Source organism: Psychromonas sp. (assembly GCF_041586535.1).
GTDB lineage: Bacteria > Pseudomonadota > Gammaproteobacteria > Enterobacterales > Psychromonadaceae > Psychromonas.
Genome location: NZ_JBFGZY010000084.1, coordinates 1 through 18383 on the forward strand (window position 1 = coordinate 1; position 18383 = coordinate 18383).

Here is an 18383-nt window from a genome sequence, read left to right on the forward strand (position 1 = left end):
CCGATATACATCGTTATCTATGGAATGGTGCGTTATGGTCTCCCAGTTACTTTGCCGGATCATGTGGCGGTGCTGCGCTAGATGCCCTGACGACTTATATCGAGCAACAAAATAGACCTAAGTAACGTTAATGCTTCGCAAGAATGATTTTCATCACCGCCATGAATGACGGTGTTTTTCATCTAAATGGATAAAAATGGCCGATCAAGGGGTTTATTTGGCTAAAGCAGCAGGTAAACACTGCGTGAGAAGTATTAGTTGCCATAATCCGGAAGAGAACTATAGCAATTAGAAATAGAGAAAATTGCGACCAAAATAAAGATAGACTATGCTGATCAGAGCTGATGACTTCTCAGGTTGGCAGCATATTCACAAAAGGAATTTATAACGACGGTAAGTTACTAAGCCGTGTATATAACACGCCCGGTATTTTATTAACGCCCCGTTAATCTAAACAAACAGGAAAGAATCTGCCTGGACCTGACGTTTTGAAGCATTATCCTCTTGCAATAGTAAGGAGAAAATATGTTTAATTCATCTATTCACAGACTCAATATCAGCGGATTACTGTTTATACTATTAACCTTTTCTGCCTCAGGCTATGCCGATGACGTCCAGGAATCTATTAACGAAGCGTTACAATATTATAATAATGGTGAATATAAAGACGCAGTAGATACTCTTAACTATGCTTCGCAATTAATTCAGCAAAAGAGAGGCGGTGGGCTGGAATTATTTCTGCCGGAGCCTTTAGCCGGATGGACAGTGCGAGAGACAGGCTCTCAGGCAATGGCTGCGGCTATGTTCGGTGGCGGTATTTCTGCCGAACGGGAATATAGTAAAGGATCCAGTTATATTACTGTACAAATTATCACAGATTCCCCGCTTATGCAGGGCATGATGATGATGTTTTCCAATCCGATGTACGCCACCTCTGATGGCGGCAAGCTTGAAAGAATTGGCCGTCAGAAAGCAATCGTCAAATATCAATCCGAGAATAAAGAGGGTGATATCAATATGGTGGTTGCCAACCGCTTTCTGGTAACAATTGCAGGGCAAAGAGTCACCAGAGAAGAGTTGATTGCTTATGCAGAGGCGATTGATTATAAAAAGCTGCAATCCTTACCTTAAAATATAATTGCACAATCAACTTCAGCGTCATAGACACCACCTTCTAATGGTGGTGTCTATGCAAAAAGTACTTAACTCAGAGTAGATTCACCCTGCCAGATGAAATGACGGTTTGCTTTTTGCGTGACAAAGCCTTTTTCCAGTAAACCGGAAAAAATCAGATCAACTTCCTCGCCTTTAATATTAAGCTTATCTGCAATCGCTTTTTTACTGCAGCGGACATCCCCTTTTAATAATATATCCAGTGCTTTTTGGAATAAAACTTCAGGACGTGAGACAGTTTCTTCTAGTTTCTCAGCAGAAGGTTGCGGCTCGGTTTCCGTTAAGCTATTACTGCCCTGCTGGTCAGTGATTGTTTTTTCCGCCAATTTTTCTCGGATTGCCAGAGTACGTGTAAAGCGCAGCTCTTCGCCGATTAAGCCGACAAAAAATGCGGCAAAAAGGTCTAATAATACCGATAAAAAAACCACCAGCCCGAGTTGCGCATCCATCGCTTTAATATTAAATCCGTCTGCAATACTGCCAATCAGACCAAATACTGAGCCCTGGCTGCTGACAGGCAAACTATCTCTTTGTATTGCCAGTTCAACCTGCTGCTCGCGCAGCAAAGCATTCTCTTTCTGGATACGGGCAACACCCGTTGCTATACGATTAAGTTCAATGTATTTTTCTGCGGCAACATTATTCAGAGCGATCTGTTTTTCCAGCGCATTGATCTGTAAATTGAATGCTTCCACTTTACTCTGCTGCAGGTCAACGTGTTTCTGGGCCGTATTTGTCGCACTGTTAATGCCGCCAATACTGCCGCCAATAGAAATAGCGGCCAGAACGGCATAGAAAGTAAATGCAGAAAACGCGGCAGTGAAATGCCGCCTTGCAAGGCGCTCACCGAATTCATACCAGGCAAAAAATTTACCTAATTCAAAAATCACTGCTAAAGAGCCAAACAGCACCTTCATCCAGGGGTTCTCGTCAATGGAAAGAAACAGCAGTAACGAAAAAATTATCGAGGCCAAAATAGCGGCACCAGTGAAACTGTATACAACGGTGATCGCAAAAGGGCCTTTAGCATGCCGTATACGCATTTTTTTATCATTATTCATGGTGTAATTCGTTTCAGTAAAGAGGTTAAAGTAGCAAATCAAAATTGCCGCTTATTGTAGAGTGCAAGCGGGTAAAACACCAGAAATGACAGATGTTAGACAACAATTGCCGGGCAGCAGAGTGTATTTTATACAATTCACTGCCTGCGAGGTAAAAAATTAGCAAAAAAAGGCTTCATGTGTCTAGCTCTGCCAGTCCCCCAGCTGATTTGACCACATAACACTTGGGGAAAAAACTATCTGCGCAGGACTCAGCCATCTCCTGCGCAAAACTCTCAGGATAATCACAGCCGAGAAAACAGCCTTCCGGCGGATAGGGATAAATTTCATCATAACGTTTAATAGTCGATTGGCTAATTCGCCGATATAGATGAGAACGGTTGAGCTCAGCTGAATGCTCAAGCCCTGCTGAGGCAATAATTTCCATTGCCGCTTTGACGGTTTTATGGTGAAAAGAGGCGACCCGGGTCGCTTTATCGTCAACAACCAGGCCATACACAAGTTCAGGATTTTGTGTTGCTACCCCCGTCGGACACTTATTGGTATTGCAGATTAACGACTGGACACATCCCAAAGCAACCATCATCCCCCTTGCACTGTTACAGGCATCAGCCCCTAACCCAATATTTTTAATCAGATGAAAAGCGGTAAAAATTTTGCCGCTGGCAATCACTTTAATCTCTTTTTTTAAAGCAAAACCGGTCAGGGTATCACAAACAAAGCTCAATCCTTCCCTTAGGGGCATACCGACGGAGTTTGAATACTCCAGCGGCGCGGCGCCCGTTCCCCCTTCACCACCATCTACGGTAATGAAATCGGGTTTGATGCCCGTTTCAATCATCGCTTTACAGATAGCAAAAAATTCACTTTTACGTCCTACACATAACTTAAAACCAATAGGCTTACCGACAGAAAGCTGACGCAGCAAACCGATAAAGCGCATCATTTCCAAAGGCGTTGAAAATGCAGAATGGCTGGGAGGTGAATAAATTGTCTGACCTGCTGTTACATCACGAATTTGAGCGATCTCTATGCTGTTTTTATCTGCAGGTAAAATGCCGCCATGACCCGGTTTAGCACCCTGAGATAATTTTATTTCAATCATTTTTACACTGGCTAACTGCGCTTTTTCAGCAAATTTTTCAGCATTGAATCTGCCTTGTTTATCACGACAACCAAAATATCCGGTGCCTATCTGCCAAACAAGGTCGCCCCCATACTGTAAATGATAGGAGCTGATGCTGCCCTCTCCGGTATTATGAAAAAATCCGCCTATTTTAGCCCCTTTATTCAATGCTTTTATTGCATTATTGCTTAACGCCCCAAAACTCATGGCGGAAATATTCAAGATGCTGGCTTGGTATGGTTTAGTGCAGGCAGGGCCACCTATCACAATGCGCGGATCTGGGTTTTTCTCGCTATTATGGCGGGCCGCTATAGAATGACCAATCCATTCATATCCGACTCGTTGGGTATCAACCTTTGTACCATAAGGGACTGTATCACGCTCCCCCTTCGCTCTTTGGTAAATAACTGAACGAAACATACGGCTAATCGGCTGGCCATCGGTATCAGACTCAAAAAGATATTGGCGCAGGTAGGGGCGGATAAACTCCACCACCCAACGGCCGTGCCCCAGTACGGGGAAATTACGCCGCAATGCATGTTTTGTCTGGCGCAGATCATAAACACCAAGTGCAACAACGGGTAAAAGAATCAGCAGAAACCAGCTTACAAACGGCCAGAAAAAAGATAAAAAACCGGTCAAAACAAGTAAAAAAACAATCGTAAACACAAAATACTTTCTCATTGTTAGCCTCCCTTTTATCTCAAGATCCCGTTAGACACATTTTCAAGTGATTTTAATAAACTGCGCTCTTATTAAAGGTTAGTTTGTTTTACAGAATGTGGCAGAGATCAGCGCACGCTTTATACTCTGCATAATAATGATGATCTAAGATTGACCTTACCCTAAGGGTAATGCTTAAACTAATTAAGGTTGCTGCCAAACTAAATGAAGGGGGGAGTATGTCTTTATCCAAGCGTTTAACATTTGCTGTCTATGGGATGACCTGCAACGGTTGTGCCAGTCGATTACAAACAGCGCTCAATAGCATAGAAGGCGTCAATGCCGAGGTTAGTTTTGCCGATCAGCATGCCCAGATTACGATCGACAACGCTGCCGATTATGGAAAGACAATAAAATCAATTAACACCTTAATTACGGAAAAAGGCTACAGCAGCACATTACCCCCGGAAGAGGTTACACCTGCTGAGAGTCACTCTCCGGAAATCCCCTGCCACAGCGATAATAATACAGATTTTGAACAGGCAAATACCCAAGAGCTGCTGATCGAGGGGGCAACCTGTGCAAGCTGCGTCAGGAAAATAGAAAAAAGCTTAAATGCGCTGCCGGATGTGCAGCAGGCACAGATGAATTTAGCGCTTAGAACCGTTTCGGTTAAAGGCCATGCCGCGACCCAAGCCTTAATAGCAGCCATTGAATCTGCCGGCTATCATGCTAAAAGTACAGGCAATAGCAGTGACCAGACCCTGCTCGAAGAAAAAAATAAAGCAGAGCAAACCTATTATCGCAAGTTAATGGTGCAGATGTGGATAGGTTTGGTCTTAGGAGGCGGGTTAATGGTTTACGGGCTGTTGGGGGGCGCGATGACCGTCAACTCGCCGATGGAGCGTATTGCCTGGCTAATTGTCGGCCTTATCTGCGCTGCCGTTATGTATTTTGCGGGTAAACATTTTTATATCGGCGCATGGAAATCTTTTGTTAATCACAACGCCAATATGGATACCTTAATTGCGCTGGGAACCGGCACAGCCTGGTTATATTCAATGGCAGTAGTTATCTATCCGCAGGCCCTTCCCGAAATAGCAAGGCATGTTTATTTTGAAGCAACCGCGATGATCATCGGCTTAATTAATTTAGGCTTAGCACTTGAAGTCAAAGCGCGGGGGCGCACCAGCGAGGCGATACAGCGGTTAATTGGTTTACAGACAAAAACAGCACGGGTGATTCGCGATGGTCAGGATATTGATATCGACATTGCAGAAGTTGCCGTCAGTGATCTGCTTCGCGTGCGCCCCGGTGAACGCATCCCTGTTGATGGTATTGTCCATGAAGGCAGAACAACCGTAGATGAGTCGATGTTAACCGGTGAGCCGATGCCGGTTAAAAAATCATCGGGCGATGAAGTTGTTGCAGGCACGATCAACAAAAGCGGCTCCATTATTTTTCAGGCAAACCGGATCGGTAAAGATACCGCACTTGCACAGATCATTAAGATGGTAAAACGTGCGCAGAGCTCTAAACCACCGATCGGGCGCCTGGCGGATATTATCTCCGCCTATTTTGTACCGGTGATAATGATTATCTCCGTAGCCAGTGCTTTAGTTTGGCTGAACTTTGGTCCACATAACAGTATTGCCTTTGCAGTTGTCTCAGCAACCACGGTACTTATTATTGCCTGCCCATGTGCATTAGGGCTGGCCACACCGATGTCGGTGATGGTTGGCGTCGGCAAGGCCGCAGAATCCGGTGTACTTATCCGTAATGGTGAAGCACTGCAGAATGCATCAAAAATCACCGCTATGGTACTGGACAAAACCGGCACTATTACTCTAGGACAGCCAAAAGTAACCGATATCTATCCGATTAATGCGATGGAAAAAAATCAGATCCTGCAGTTAGTAGCAAGCTTAGAAATAGGCTCCGAACACCCGCTGGCAGAGGCCATCGTGACATCGGCAAAAGAGCAGGGTTTAACACTCGATAAAATCGCACATTTTAATGCCATTGCAGGCCAGGGTGTAGTTGGACAACTGGGGGATAAACGGTTGTTTTTTGGTAATCAAAAACTAATGCGTGAACAGCAGATTAAAATAAATTCAAGAAATCTTGAGTTAAGTGAGCAAATGGCAAATGAAGCTAAAACGCCGATATTTTTTGCCATAAATGGTGAGTTAGCCGCGATTATCGCAGTGGCCGATCCCATTAAAGGGGATTCCATTTCTGCTATCAAACGTTTACAGAACAATGGTGTCCGCGTCATTATGCTGACGGGGGATAATCAGTCCACGGCGAAGGCGGTGGCACGACAAGTCGGCATCACAGATTTTTTTGCTGAACTGTTACCGGAAAATAAACTGCAAAAAGTAGCACAACTGCAGGCACAGGGTGAGATAGTAGGTATGGCAGGAGACGGCATTAACGATGCCCCTGCACTGGCGCTTGCTGATGTGGGGTTTGCCATCGGGGTGGGCACGGATGTGGCGATAGAAAGTGCGGATATTACCTTAATGCGCGGCTCATTACATGGCCTGGCTGACGCAATATCGGTAAGTAAAGCGACCCTGCGCAATATTAAACAAAATCTATTCGGTGCTTTTATTTATAACACTGCGAGTGTGCCTTTAGCCGCCGGGGTTTTATACCCCTTCTTCGGACTACTGCTCAACCCTGTTATTGCAGGCGCCGCAATGGCCTTTTCATCCGTGACCGTAGTCAGCAATGCCAATCGTTTACGTTTTTTCAAAGCGCAGGAGCATTAGGAGAAAATGATGTTGTTTATCAATCTGGCCGGGCTTTTTTTAATTGCGCTGATTATCTGGTGGTTCTGGCTCTACTCACCCAAGCAGCAACAGTCGCTAGCAGCAGATAAAGACAAAACGGTATTCAATATACTTGTTGGGGATGGCGTTTATCAACCGGCAACAATACTGATAAGCCCCCATAAAAAAACCGTCCTTAATTTTATCCGAAAAGATGCCACGCCCTGCGCTGAAATGGTTATCTTTCCTGAGCTGAATATAAGTGAAGCGTTACCCTTAAACAAAGAGTTTGCCATAAACCTTCCCGGGCTGGAAAAAGGAAAGTATCAATTCCACTGCCAAATGCAGATGTACAAAGGTGTTGTTATCGTGAAATAAATCAGATTTTTCATTTAAAGGAATTTGTACGCTCATTTATTCCACAAACACGATGCGAAATAGCTCTTTTCCTGAAAACCTAGCGGATAGACTATAATCAAGTATGTTGCTTTAGTGTCTTTTGAGGAGGTACATATGGCCATTGCAATCACACTGAAAGCGTATTTTGACCATGAAAAAATCCATTATGATACGATTGAACACCGCAAAGCCTTAACCCTGTTTGATTCATCCCGTTCAGCTCACCTGCCTGCGGCAAAAGTTGCCAAAGCCGTGGTATTACAAAGTGATCAGGGTGATTATCTGATGGCAGCTCTTCCTGCGAATAATCGCCTGTCATTAACCGATGTTAATAACCTTACCGGGAAACATTATCATCTGGTGAACGAGCAAGACTTACTGCAATTATTTCCAGACTGCTCTCAAGGGGCTATTCCCGCCATGGGTAAACCTTACAGGATGGAGATGTTACTTGACGATAGTTTACTAACTGCGGAAAATGTTTATATTGAGTCGGGGGATCATAAAAATTTGCTTAAACTGAGCCATCAGGAATATAAGCAACTTGTTGCACAGATGCCTCACGGCAATATCCGCGGTGCAAATATTGGCGCCCCCAGATTTTGGGAAAGAAGCGGACGCAAGTGGGAGATATAAATCCCGCAGATGCGGCGCTATCTTCCCCGCCTTTCGGATGTTAATATCGCGTTAAATACACGCAAAATAATTATGGGCAAAGCGTAGTAAACACGACTAATAAATTAACCCTATGAGTTATAAGGCTTAAATTCATAGGGTGTAGTTCACACCCCAAGGTTAAATTTAACAATAAGTTAACTTTATTGATTGGAATCAAGTTTTCCTTTAATGAAGAAACTTAGTCTACGCCCTGAGTTATCAAGATCATTAAAGTAGGGAGCCAGGCAGTGAACTATTCGGCCATCCAAAAAACGCTTATTCAGCTAATAGTACTCATTTTCATCTGCGCTTCTTTCCCCGCGCAGGCTCTCTTTGTCAGTCCACCTAAAGATCCTATCCCATTAATTCAAGCAACCTTTCCGGAATTGACGCAACTATCTGAGAAAAAAGGTGAACCGCTTTTATGGACCGTCTATAAGAACTCGGAAATATTAGGTTATGCCTTTGAAACCAATGATATTGCCAAAATACCGGCATATTCAGGCGAACCCGTTAACATGCTGGTGGTAATTGACCCTGCCGGTAAGTACCTCAGCGCGAGCGTATTAGAGCATCATGAGCCGATTATCTTGGCCGGTATCCCGGAACAAAAGTTATGGCGTTTTATCGGACAATACACGGGATTATCTGTCGCTGACCGTATCAAAGTCGGTGGTAAAATCAATCAGGGCTATGTACCGATTGATGGACTATCCGGTGCGACAGTAACGGTCATGGTGATGAATTCAGCCATCACTAAAGCGGCTCATCAGGCAGCGCTATCATTGGGTATAATTAAGGAGCAATCGGGCATTATTCAGCCCCTATCAACTATTAAAAAAGACCTGTTTGAAAAGAAAACCTGGGCAGAGCTCACCGGCGATGGTTCAATCAGAAAATTATATTTAACTAATCAGGCCGTGCAGAATGCCTTTGTCGGCACAGAAGCAGAAGATGTGGATAATGTGCCGGCGGCAGAAAATGAGCAGATGTTTGCAGAGATCTATTATGCCAATGCCGATATTCCGACAATAGGTAAAAACTTATTTGGAGAGCCTGATTATCATTGGCTGACAGCAGATCTGCAGGAAGGTGAACATCTGATTGCCGTGTTTGGTAATGGTTACTCTTTCAAAGGTTCAGGTTATGTCCGCGGCGGTATTTTTGACCGTATTCAAATACATCAAAACAGCAATGAGATCACCTTTCGGGATTTAGAGCATAACCGTATCAGCGATCTGTATACTGCCGGCACGCCAAAATTTAAAGAGATGTCCGTTTTTAAAGTAGCGGCTCATCATGAGTTTGATCCCGGGGCTGATTGGCAATTGGAATTATTAGTCCGCCGACAAACAGGTCCTGTCGACAGTCTGTTTAACAGCTTCAAAGGCACCTATCAGGTATTAGAAAAGTACGTAGACACCCCTGCTCCAATTTATCCGGAGCCGGAGTTAACGCTGACAGAACAAGTCTGGTTAGAGCACCAGGTTAAAGTTATAGTGCTAATTACCTTAATTGTGGTTCTGCTGCTGATCCTCTTCTTTCAGGATATTCTAGTTCGCCACCCTACTTTTATGCACAACCTGCGCCACGTTTTTTTAGGCGTAACGGTGATCTTTATTGGTTGGTCATGGGGAGGGCAACTCTCTGTGGTGAATGTGTTCACCTTCCTGCAGGCATTTATGAGTGATTTTTCCTGGGATCTGTTTTTATTAGATCCAATTATATTCATTTTGTGGTGTGCAGCGGCAGCGACCATCTTATTATGGGGACGCGCGGTTTATTGCGGCTGGTTATGTCCCTTCGGTGCGCTGCAGGAACTGCTTAATACCTTTGCCCGTTATATTAAAATTCCACAAATAGAACTGCCATGGGCGGTACATGAACGTTTATGGGCAATCAAATACCTTATCCTGCTGGTATTATTTGGTATCTCTTTGGAATCATTGGCATTGGCGGAACAATTTGCTGAGGTTGAGCCTTTTAAAACCACTTTTCTGCTTAAATTCGACCGTGAATGGCCTTTTATCGCCTGGGCTTTATTGCTGCTTACCCTTAACCTGTTTAATCGTAAAACCTTCTGCCGTTATCTTTGTCCGTTGGGTGCCGCGTTATCAGTATCTAATAGCGCCCGTATATTTGACTGGTTAAAACGTCGTCCGGAATGCGGTTCGCCCTGCAAAATTTGTGCAACGGAATGTGAAATCCAGGCGATTGCCCCCGATGGGGTGATCAACATGCGTGAATGTCACTACTGTTTAGATTGTCAAATTACCTATTACAACGAAGATAAATGTCCACCATTGAAAAAATTAGCCTACAAAAGAGGTAAAAATAGTGCAGCTGAAATAGCGATAAAAGAAGTTTAAAAAATATATTTAACCTTCTGTTCAGTGAGCAGGAAAATACCAGTGTAGGACCAACAACAACTCGATATAACAACAGGATGGAGATGAAAGCATGAATGATAACAAAACCGATCTAAGCGAAAATGATACCTTGAAAAATTCAGAGCGGCGTAAATTTTTTAGCAAAAGTGCAGCGCTTGGCGTCGCGGCAGCGGCTGTGCCAATGTCGGCAGCAATGTTTGCTACCATGGCAAAAGCACAAGCAGCAGAGGCCAATAATAGCCCGGTTGTCCATCCTGGTGAGTTAGATGAATATTATGGATTCTGGAGTGGTGGCCACTCTGGTGAAGTACGTATTATGGGATTGCCGTCGATGCGGGAATTAATGCGTATTCCGGTATTTAATACCGACAGCGCAACGGGGTGGGGGTTAACCAATGAAAGTAAGCGCATTAAAGGTGACAGTGCACATATCCTGACCGGCGATTCGCATCACCCGCATATGAGCATGACCGATGGGCGTTACAACGGTAAGTATGTGTTCATTAATGATAAGGCCAATAGTCGTGTCGCACGCATTCGTTGTGATGTCATGAAAACCGATAAAATGTTAACCGTACCGAATGTGCAGGCGATTCACGGATTGCGTGTTCAAAAAGTACCTTATACAAAATACGTTATATGCAACAGTGAATTTGAAATTCCGATGAATAATGACGGTAAATCTTCCATGGAAGATATCAGTACTTACCGTTCACTATTTAACGTTATTGATGCGGAAACCATGGAAGTGGCATTCCAGGTGATGGTTGACGGTAATTTAGATAATACCGATGCCGATTATGACGGTAAATATTTTGCCTCAACTTGTTACAACTCTGAAATGGGCATGAATCTTGGTGAAATGCTTACAGCTGAGCGTGACCATGTGGTGATTTTCAATCTGGCGCGATGTGAAGCAGCGGTTAAAGCCGGTAAATTTAAAACCTATAATGGTAATAAAGTGCCCGTTGTTGATGGTCGTAAAGGTTCAGATTTAACCCGCTATATTCCCGTACCTAAATCGCCACACGGTTTAAATACCTCATCAGATGGTAAATATTTTGTTGCCAACGGCAAATTATCTCCAACGGTTTCAATTATTGCCATTGATAAATTAGACGATCTTTTTGCCGATAAAATTAACCCCCGGGATACTATTGTTGCCGAACCGGAATTAGGCTTAGGTCCACTGCATACTGCTTTTGATAACAAAGGCAACGCCTATACCACCTTGTTCCTGGATAGCCAGATTGCCAAGTGGAATGTAGAAGATGCGATCAAAGCGCATAACGGTGAAAAAGTGAATTATATCCGCCAGAAACTGGATGTGCATTATCAACCCGGTCATAACCATACCTCACAAGGTGAAACCCGCGATGCCGATGGCAAATGGTTAGTATCACTGTGCAAATTCTCTAAAGACCGTTTCTTACCGGTTGGCCCGTTACGCCCGGAAAATGATCAGTTGATCGATATCTCCGGTGATGAGATGAAACTGGTGCATGATGGACCGACCTTTGCGGAGCCCCATGACTGCATCATTGTGCATCGCAGCAAGGTGAAACCGCAGAAACTATGGACGCGTGATGATCCTATCTTTGCTGAAACCATTGCCATGGCTGAAAAGGATGGCGTAAATGTGATGGGCGAAAATAAAGTCATTCGTGATGGCAATAAGGTGCGTGTTTACATGACCTCTGTCGCCCCGACCTTTGGCATGAACGAGTTTAAAGTGAAATTAGGTGACGAAGTCACCGTGGTAGTGACTAACCTTGATATGGTCGAAGATGTCACCCATGGTTTTTGTATGACCAACCACGGTGTACAGATGGAAATTGGCCCACAGCAGACAGCCTCTATCACCTTTACCGCAAATAAACCCGGGGTGCAATGGTATTACTGTAACTGGTTCTGTCATGCACTGCATATGGAAATGCGCGGCCGGATGCTGGTAGAAGCCTAAGCCTATGCACTAAGCCCTGATTTTAGGGCTTAGTGCATACCCAAACTACTTCAAGATGCTGATTTTTGCATTTTGCGGTAACTTGGGTATATATAACTGCGGATAACTTGGAAAAACAATCACTTGAACATTAAAACGGCTTTTTTTATCACAGCATTATGTCTCTTGCAGACAGTTGTTTATGCTGCAGTGATAGAGGTGAAAAACAGTGATAATTTACAACAAAAATTAGATTCAGCTCTTGCCGGCGATATAGTGCAGTTAGCCCCTGGAGAGTACAATGGTAATTTTGCCATCCGCCAGAGTATTACCCTGGCCGGGCAGGGTAATGTCACGATCAATGCATTGGGAAAGGGTCATGCGCTAACGCTATTAACCTCTGATATCAAGATTAACAATCTGTCTATTATTAACTGGGGCAGTGATTTAACCGGGCAGAATGCCGGCATTTATGTCGGGCAAAAATCCAGCAATATCGTTATCGAAAATAATCGTTTACAAGGCGATGGATTCGGTATCTGGATAGAGAAATCCAATCAGCTGCTAATCACTGGTAACCATATTCAAGGGAATCCTCAATTACGCTCGGCAGATCGCGGCAATGGGATCCAGTTGTCATCGGTCAGTAATGCCCGGGTGATCGGCAACGAAATCAGTTTCACCCGTGACGGCTTATATATTATATCCAGTCAAGACAGTGAACTGAGAGATAATCGTATACATGATCTGCGTTACGGTATCCATTATATGTACTCTCATCATAATAAAGTACTTAATAATCTCGCCTACCATACCCGGGCAGGTTATGCCTTAATGAGCTCAAAAAATTTGCTGGTGAGCGGCAATTACAATATCGACAGTGAAGATTATGGCATGCTGATGAATTTTATTACCAGTTCAACGATTAGCCATAACCACATCAAAAATGTTTGGACAAAACCCGAAAATAAAGTTAAAGGCCGAGAAGGAAAAGGTCTTTTTGTTTATAACTCTGCTTACAATACAATAAGTTACAACACAATAGACACGGCTGAAATTGGTATTCATTTAACAGCGGGTTCGGAAAATGGCAAGGTCTTTGGCAACAGCTTTATCAATAATCCCGTACAGGTTAAATATGTATCCAATAGAGAACAGGAGTGGAGTCAAAACGGCAGGGGAAATTATTGGAGCAATTATCTCGGTTGGGACTTAGATAATAACGGCACAGGTGATACGCCCTTCGAACCTAATGACGGTATTGATAAGCTTGTCTGGCAATATCCTGAAGCAAAAGTCTTATTGGACAGCCCGGCAATATTGTTATTACGCTGGATACAAAAACAATTTCCAGTACTCAGGCCGGCAGGTGTTAAAGATAGTTTTCCGCTTATGTCACCACCTGATAACGGAACAAAAACAGTTCATTGATCGCAACAACAGCAGGCAACCTCTCCGCTTACAGAGTAACAATTTTATGAGTGATAACATTATAGTATTAGAACAAGTTGACAAACATTATCAGCAGGTTAACGCATTACAAAACGTCAGTTTAAAGCTTGCCGAGGGTGAAGTGCTGGGCTTGTTCGGCCACAATGGCGCGGGAAAAACGACCATGATGAAGCTGATTTTGGGAATCATCAAGGCAGACGCCGGCAACGTCTCGGTGTTCGGCTGCAATCCTCAACATAAACAAGCCTGGCATGGCCGGAAGAAAATTGGTTATCTGCCTGAAAATGTCAGTTTTTATGATCAATTAACAGGCTTGGAAGTATTAACCTATTTTGCCCGCTTAAAGTCGGTGAATAAAAAACAGGTCGCACAACTGTTAGAAAAAGTCGGTCTCACCTTTGCCCAAGACCGCCCGGTTAAAACATACTCCAAAGGCATGCGCCAACGTTTAGGGTTAGCACAGGCTTTTTTAGGCGATCCAAAACTATTATTACTTGATGAGCCGACGGTGGGCTTAGATCCCATCGCCACTAAAAGTTTTTATCACAGTGTGGATCAGTTAAAAGGTAATGGCACCAGTGTCATACTGTGTTCACATATTTTACCGGGTGTGGAGCAGCATATTGATCGCGCCATGATTTTATCGGGCGGAAAATCCGTTGCCATCGGCACACTATCCACTCTGCGTCATCTCGCACAGTTACCGGTAGCAATTAAGACCCGGGGGATTAATGGCGCTCTTAGAGACAATAAAATGTTAGCGGATTTTTGGGTTAGTCATAATAGTCTGCAGGTGCCTGAATCTGAAAAAATAAATGTAATCAGGCAGTTGATGGCCTTTGACAATATTACTGATATCCAGGTTGAACCGGCCAGTCTTTACCAGATATACCAGCATTTTCTTAACGACAATAATGCCACTGCAGAACGGGAGTAAACTGATGAATCCGATTATTACAGTCGCATTAAAAGAGTTTCAGGACGGCCTGAGAAACCGCTGGTTGATCTCTATTACGCTTATATTTGCAGTATTGGCTATTGGTTTGAGTTATTACGGTTCGGCCGCATCCGGTCATCTCGGCGCACCATCATTATCAACCACCATCGCCAGTCTATCCAGCCTGTCGGTTTTTATTATTCCGCTGATTGCGTTATTACTTTGTTATGACAGCTTTGTCGGTGAGCAGGAGTCAGGTACCTTGCTGTTGTTACTCACCTATCCGATTAGTCATCGTCAACTTCTATTAGGAAAATTTTTAGGGCAAGGCTGTATTATCACTCTGGCCACCTTAGCAGGCTTTGGCAGTGCGGCTGTTTTACTGGGCTTCAATACCAGCTTCGCAGCGGTGATTCCCTCTTTCGCCCTGTTTATTCTCACCTCCTGTCTGCTTGGCTTAACTTTTGTCGGACTGGCTTATGTGATCAGTCTATCGGTATCTGAAAAGTCCAAGGCAGCCGGCATGGCGCTGATCCTGTGGTTGTTTTTTGTGCTGGTATTTGATTTGGTATTATTGGCGGTATTAATTGCTATTGAAGATGGTGTCACTCAGCAGGCTTTGGTCGTGCTGATGATGTTTAATCCTGCCGATTTATTCCGTTTGATTAATTTATCGGCTCTGAACAGCGGCTCTGTGGACGGTCTGTTAGCCGTTGCGATTAACAGTGACCATTCGCCACTGAGCTTATTACTGCTGATGGTTGCCTGGGTGGCCGCCCCGCTGATATTAGCGATGTTTATTTTCAGTAAAAAAACCATCTGACTTTTTCATATATACCCAAATAAGGATAACCATGAACGCCTTTCCGTTTTACAAATCGATGCTGATATTCAGCTTGACTACCCTTTTATTCGCCTGCTTTGAAGGCGAAACGCAGAAACAGATGCTAAGACAGGCCGTGGCGATTGAAAATGCCGATGAGTGTCACTTGTGCGGTATGATTATTTCCAAATTTCCCGGTCCGAAGGGCGAACTGTATCAAAAAAACACAGAAGACGTTGCTAAGTTTTGTTCGACCCGGGATCTGTTTGCTTATTTGCTGCAGCCGGAAAATAAACGTCAAATAGAGCAGGTATTTGTACATGATATGAGTAAAACTCCGTGGCACAAAACTGAAGACCAGTATTTTATCGATGCCAAAAGCGCATGGTTTGTGGTGGGCTCATCAAAAACTGGCGCGATGGGTAAAACCCTTGCAAGTTTCAGCCAGCACAGTGATGCGTTAGCTTTCAGCAAAGAGTTTGGCGGCGAAGTTTACCCCTTTGATAAAATCACTATTGAGCTGCTGTGAAATCATATTTACTGACAAACAGAAAAAATCCAGCTTATGGCAGACGGTTAAGTACTTAAGGTATTTTATGCAATTCCGTACTGTCTATTATACTGAATGCCTCCACGGGGCCCCGGCCATTAGCCGAGCTTGATGATAGCGCGGACCCAAACAGATAACTTATTACCTGGCAATTTATACCCATGATACTTCAAGATGCAAAGTCAGCAAGGCAAATTGTGCCGAGATGCCAGGCATAAAATTGAAGTATAGTTATTCTGCATAGAAATTTTATAACAAAGCAGATTGGTGCAATTAACCTTGCCCTACGGGGCGCCAGCTCGAAAACCAGTGCTGCGTTGCACCAATCGAAAAGGGAATAAGTTGCGTCTTGCTCTGGTCTCCGAGCTCGTTCCTGACAAAGCATTTTGAAGTAACATGGGTATATATAGGACTTAGTTAACGCCCTACTTTGCCTGAGGTGGATAGTTTTTTAGCATTAGGTCTATTTCTTTCATAATAAAGTTTGCCCGCTTCTGCGAGGACATTGTCTCGGTCAGACGGCTCTGAGAAACTGAACGCCATATTATTGTTTTGCTGACCGGGTTTAAAAACTCCAACACTATCTTACCGTATTTGCGTTCGCGGTAACGTGGAGGGGTGCGCATGCTTATCCCCCCTCTCCTTCGATATATCCCTACGCCAACCCCGATCGATCCGCCATAGGGCTCCAGTTCAGTGGCGCTTTCGATGCGATACTTCACCAGTAAGTCAGCGCTTGGCAGGTCTGTTTGCTTAATGCCTTTACTGCTGAGCTGTGCCGCCGTTGCCCTTTCAATACGCCCACTATCAATACTGAGCACAGCTCCCTCAGGCGCGGCAGCAAAAGCGAAGGTTTTATACTGGGAAAAGTCATGCTCCACGGCATAGTCAGAAACGGGTTTTGTGCTGCAACCCAGCAGAGAAAGAGAGAGTAAAACGGGTAAAATAATACGCAACTGAATACACAACACAGGAAACTCCAATTTTCAACAACATAAAAACAAAAAACTGTTTTCTAAGTGTAGCAACTTTAAAGTACTAATCAGGCAAATTTGTAGCTCAACTTGATTTACTCTTTTGCATCAGTCACCTCTTCAAGTTTTTCAAGACTCTCTTTGGTACGTTCCAGAATTTCCTTTTTAACTTTTTTTGCCTTACCTGATGCTGCTTTCTTATTTAAATCAAGCTCTGCAATCTCATCTTTTAACTGTTGTTTTTCTTTCTCTATCTGCCCGGCCTGCTGCGCTTTGGCAAAGAGAATTTTTTCAGCTTCTGTTTCTATGTCGGTGACTACCTGCTGTGGTGCCGACTCCGGAATAACTGCCTCTTTAGGCGCTAGCGGGCGCTGGTTCATAAACGATGGTGACACAATTTCGATGTTATTATTATGCAGGGTATCTAAAATACTTTTATAAAGGTTAGAGCGGGCACTAACCAGCTTGTCTGCTTCTGTGAGTACACCTGAAACACGGTATGTTACCGCAAAATTTCCCAGCTCCAGGATATGCACAAAACTGCCCTCCAGACCGGATTGCTTCGCGGCACTAATTAATAACGGCTCTACCACATGATGGTGTACATCGTACCCCAGCGAAAGTGAAGCAGAGACAAGCGTCGATACACTGGGTACGGTTTTGACCGGCGAGGAGATCAGATAAGTATTAGGAATGGCAACCAATTCACCACTTTCCGACTGCAGTTCAGTATCAAATAAGCCGCGCGCAGAGATCCGCCCGAAGTGATCTCCGACAGTCACAAAGTCACCAATGGCAAAGGGTTTGGTCACCCTCAGCAGAATACCGGCGGCAAGATTGGCAAAAATATTAGCCGATGAAAATGCAAAGACACCGGAAATTAATAAACCAATTAATCCGATTATCTGATTTCGGGAACTTTCCTGTACGGGTAACGAAAGCACGATTGCAATCACGCCCACCAGAGTTAATGCCAGCATCAGCAATTGTCTGGTGAACATACGTTCGTTACCAATATCGGCATATTTTTTGATCACCAGCCGGTGAGCCACCGTCAGTGTTAATGCAACAATTGACGTTGTGACAATAAGTGGAACAAAATCGCTCATTGTTTCTGTGATTGTCGCAATCGTGCTCATTGTTTCTTCCTTTGAGTTGATCCAATTATTTTTAATCCAAGCAGTTACCAGCAAGTATTGCTGCTAATCAGGGTAATTGCATAATAAAATGTAAAAATAAGGGAGATAGAGGAAAGGCAGGGCCAGCACGCTTTTACAAACATGCACGCCCTGTTATTGCGCTATACACAAGGTAAAGCGTGACTTCTCACCGCCTTATCAGACGATGCTTCTTGTTTCGTAGGCTATAGCTCGAAATATCGAGTCTTACATAAGCCTCCACAAGCAGACACGACCGTCCAGCCGCGTTGGTAACTTTAAACTGCTGCTCCAAACGGTTC

At 44.0% G+C, this 18383-nt stretch carries 15 protein-coding genes; 11 read left to right on the plus strand and 4 right to left on the minus strand.

The features are described from left to right. Both ABZA00_RS10520 and ABZA00_RS10525 read left to right on the plus strand, forming a co-directional pair. Nucleotides 1–125, plus strand: a 125-nt coding sequence (locus tag ABZA00_RS10520; RefSeq protein WP_372882069.1) for a transposase, incomplete at its 5' end; no start/stop codon positions are given. A 400-nt stretch (nt 126–525) separates the two neighbouring features. Next, nucleotides 526–1131, plus strand: coding sequence for a hypothetical protein (locus ABZA00_RS10525; protein WP_372882123.1), 606 nt, complete (start codon nt 526–528; stop codon nt 1129–1131). A 71-nt stretch (nt 1132–1202) separates the two neighbouring features. Here the strand turns inward: ABZA00_RS10525 and ABZA00_RS10530 are convergent, their stop codons facing one another. After that, entirely contained in the window at nt 1203–2234 is a 1032-nt protein-coding gene (locus ABZA00_RS10530) for a Preprotein translocase subunit SecY (protein WP_372882124.1), read from the minus strand. 175 nt (nt 2235–2409) lie between these two features. Beyond that, complete coding sequence (locus ABZA00_RS10535; protein WP_372882125.1) at nt 2410–4044, minus strand: FMN-binding glutamate synthase family protein; 1635 nt, start codon at nt 4042–4044, stop codon at nt 2410–2412. A 218-nt stretch (nt 4045–4262) separates the two neighbouring features. Here ABZA00_RS10535 and ABZA00_RS10540 point away from each other — a divergent pair, with 218 nt between their 5' ends. The 9 genes from ABZA00_RS10540 to ABZA00_RS10580 all read left to right on the plus strand — a co-directional run bounded on the left by ABZA00_RS10540 (nt 4263) and on the right by ABZA00_RS10580 (nt 15929). Beyond that, on the plus strand, nt 4263–6800 hold the full coding sequence (locus ABZA00_RS10540; protein ID WP_372882126.1) for a heavy metal translocating P-type ATPase: 2538 nt from the start codon (nt 4263–4265) through the stop codon (nt 6798–6800). Nucleotides 6801–6809: 9 nt separating this feature from the next. Beyond that, on the plus strand, nt 6810–7178 hold the full coding sequence (locus ABZA00_RS10545) for a cupredoxin domain-containing protein (protein WP_372882127.1): 369 nt from the start codon (nt 6810–6812) through the stop codon (nt 7176–7178). A 135-nt stretch (nt 7179–7313) separates the two neighbouring features. Then, nucleotides 7314–7835: an aminoacyl-tRNA deacylase gene (locus ABZA00_RS10550; protein ID WP_372882128.1), complete on the plus strand. Its 522-nt coding sequence runs from the start codon at nt 7314–7316 to the stop codon at nt 7833–7835. Between the two features lie 269 nt (nt 7836–8104). Continuing rightward, a complete protein-coding gene (gene nosR, locus ABZA00_RS10555; protein WP_372882129.1) occupies nt 8105–10225 on the plus strand; it encodes a transcriptional regulator NosR in 2121 nt (706 codons plus the stop codon). Nucleotides 10226–10316: 91 nt separating this feature from the next. Then, nucleotides 10317–12209, plus strand: a complete 1893-nt coding sequence (gene nosZ, locus ABZA00_RS10560) for a TAT-dependent nitrous-oxide reductase (RefSeq protein ID WP_372882130.1) — start codon at nt 10317–10319, stop codon at nt 12207–12209. Between the two features lie 123 nt (nt 12210–12332). Further along, nucleotides 12333–13619 carry a nitrous oxide reductase family maturation protein NosD gene (locus ABZA00_RS10565; protein WP_372882131.1) on the plus strand — a complete coding sequence of 429 codons (1287 nt, stop codon included), beginning with the start codon at nt 12333–12335 and terminating at the stop codon, nt 13617–13619. A gap of 46 nt (nt 13620–13665) precedes the next feature. After that, on the plus strand, nt 13666–14577 hold the full coding sequence (locus ABZA00_RS10570; RefSeq protein WP_372882132.1) for an ABC transporter ATP-binding protein: 912 nt from the start codon (nt 13666–13668) through the stop codon (nt 14575–14577). A 4-nt stretch (nt 14578–14581) separates the two neighbouring features. Next, the gene (locus ABZA00_RS10575) at nt 14582–15400 is read left to right on the plus strand and encodes an ABC transporter permease (protein ID WP_372882133.1); all 819 of its coding nucleotides are present in this window, start codon (nt 14582–14584) and stop codon (nt 15398–15400) included. 31 nt (nt 15401–15431) lie between these two features. Beyond that, the gene (locus tag ABZA00_RS10580; protein ID WP_372882134.1) at nt 15432–15929 is read left to right on the plus strand and encodes a nitrous oxide reductase accessory protein NosL; all 498 of its coding nucleotides are present in this window, start codon (nt 15432–15434) and stop codon (nt 15927–15929) included. 446 nt (nt 15930–16375) lie between these two features. Here ABZA00_RS10580 and ABZA00_RS10585 read toward each other — a convergent pair whose 3' ends face one another. Further along, nucleotides 16376–16921 carry a DUF4136 domain-containing protein gene (locus tag ABZA00_RS10585; protein WP_372882135.1) on the minus strand — a complete coding sequence of 182 codons (546 nt, stop codon included), beginning with the start codon at nt 16919–16921 and terminating at the stop codon, nt 16376–16378. Nucleotides 16922–17019: 98 nt separating this feature from the next. Beyond that, on the minus strand, nt 17020–18063 hold the full coding sequence (locus ABZA00_RS10590; RefSeq protein ID WP_372882136.1) for a mechanosensitive ion channel family protein: 1044 nt from the start codon (nt 18061–18063) through the stop codon (nt 17020–17022). Nucleotides 18064–18383 lie beyond the last annotated feature (320 nt).